Below are 1,315 nucleotides of genomic sequence, written 5' to 3' on the forward strand. Positions count from 1 at the left end.
ATCCTAAAGTGGGCGAACGAAAACGCCGTCGAATGGCACTATATCGATCCCGGCAAGCCGCAGCAGAACGGTTACATCGAGTCATTCAATGGCAGCCTGCGCGACGAGTGCTTGAACGAAGAGATCTTCGACAGCCTGGATGATGCCAGACGAAAGCTGGGGCTGTGGCGCTATGATTACAACCACATCAGGCCACACTCATCTCTGGGCAACAAAACACCCGCTGAAGCGCGCCGAGCGCTTGAGCTATCTGAAGGCTCCGCGCACGGCGCGCTTGCCCAAGCCCAAAACGACAACTATCAACCCAAAGGACTCTCGTTATGAACGAGGGACGATCGGGGGGCAGGTCACTCAGACCGGATACGGTACAAGTTCGCTCCGAACAAGGGGAGGAAGATAGCGATGAGTACTACAATCTGTCTCGGGTATACTCCATCAGACAAGGGCGATATTTTCCAAGACATCCAAGCTTTGTCTTCCAGATTTGGATATGGAGTGTTAAATGGCATTCTCTTTGCAGAACCTGACGTTCGATGGGGAGTAGAAGCCGCGAAGAAACATCAGGGTTGGGAAAACGTCCTTCTCTTGCAGGCACCAATAGACAGGGATGTTGGCCTAGCTTTCGGCATAGAGCAAGAAATGATGGACCTTTTTTTCGGAAAGATACAGAGACCACTCTTTTTTGATTTCCTCGTTGATCTGACTGCCTTGTGTGCCGGAAACTGCGAAAAGCTAGGGGTATTATTTGCTTCTGAGTGCTTTGAAGGTGACCCTATTCGATATTGCCAAGGAAACACAGACGATTTGATCCGTTTTTTAGCGACTTCTATGTCATGGGAGCTTACATACATTGGAAGTAAGCCAAATGAACTTCAATCAAGCGATGAAGTTCCTCTTTTGTTCAATATTCGGGTGCGCTGACCACCTGGTCCGGTTCTGTCGCAAATTTTCAGATTGGTTAAGAGGAGACTTGCGCTGGACATAATTATGCTGCGAGCTGAGCGAACTGCTGAAATGCGTTCAAGCTGTTGGCGTCGAATTGGCCCTTGCGGATCATGTGCGCGGTCTCGATTCCCTCCAGCGTGGCCGAGGCGGAATAAAACGCCTTGAAGCCGAGCATTCGCCCAGTGATGCGTTTGATAAACCGGTGATCCTGCTCGAGGATATTGTTCAGATATTTGACCTGCTGGATCTTGATCGTCCGACCTGAACCGGTGAAATTGAGGATCACATTTACAGCTTCCAACCCTGCCAAGTTTGCGCCGCTTTTGTCGATAACGATGCGGTCGGGGACACCGTTGGTGCCAATTGCCCG

The 1,315-nt window shown here is 50.5% G+C and carries 3 protein-coding genes; 2 read left to right on the top strand and 1 reads right to left on the bottom strand.

Features of this window, described 5'->3' with window-relative positions:
• Positions 1–324, top strand: a 324-nt coding sequence (locus tag PUT78_RS23550; RefSeq protein ID WP_274354640.1) for an integrase core domain-containing protein, incomplete at its 5' end; no start/stop codon positions are given.
• Positions 325–402: 78 nt separating this feature from the next.
• Positions 403–921 carry a hypothetical protein gene (locus PUT78_RS23555; protein WP_274354641.1) on the top strand — a complete coding sequence of 173 codons (519 nt, stop codon included), beginning with the start codon at positions 403–405 and terminating at the stop codon, positions 919–921.
• Between the two features lie 64 nt (positions 922–985).
• Here the strand turns inward: PUT78_RS23555 and PUT78_RS23560 are convergent.
• Positions 986–1,315, bottom strand: a 330-nt coding sequence (locus PUT78_RS23560) for a DDE-type integrase/transposase/recombinase (protein ID WP_274354642.1), incomplete at its 5' end; no start/stop codon positions are given.

The organism is Roseinatronobacter alkalisoli, from assembly GCF_028745735.1.
In the GTDB taxonomy this organism is placed as follows: Bacteria; Pseudomonadota; Alphaproteobacteria; order Rhodobacterales; family Rhodobacteraceae; genus Roseinatronobacter; species Roseinatronobacter alkalisoli.